The organism is Plebeiibacterium sediminum (assembly GCF_026013605.1).
Lineage (GTDB): Bacteria > Bacteroidota > Bacteroidia > Bacteroidales > Marinilabiliaceae > Saccharicrinis > Saccharicrinis sediminus.
In genome coordinates this window covers 1-344 of record NZ_JAPDPJ010000386.1, presented here as the reverse complement: position 1 = coordinate 344, position 344 = coordinate 1, and the positions used below count along the sequence as shown (strand labels likewise).

Sequence of the window (344 nt, the reverse complement as noted above, 5' to 3'; positions counted from 1 at the left end):
TCATCTGTATAGGTTACATCATCTATAGTTATTGTAAGGGGTGTATCTTCTGATGTACTTAAACTACTTGTTCCTGTAATAACGGGTGCATCATTTACACTGCTTACCGTAACGGTTATAGTTGATGGTGCACTCGATAATAATCCATCAGAGACTACTGCCACAACACTTAATGTACCATTAAAATTTGCTATTGGGGTTATGGTATTACCTTCGTGCGTATAATTAGTCCCATCCTGAATGATTAAACTATAAGTCGCTGAGCCTTCATAATTATCATCTGTATAGGTTACATCATCTATCGTTATTGTAAGGGGTGTATCTTCTGATGTACTTAAACTACT

1 protein-coding gene is annotated in these 344 nt (G+C 36.0%); it reads right to left on the bottom strand.

The annotated features are described in order from the left end of the window. On the bottom strand, positions 1-344 hold a 344-nt coding region (locus OM075_RS25880; protein ID WP_301193423.1), incomplete at both ends, for a VCBS domain-containing protein.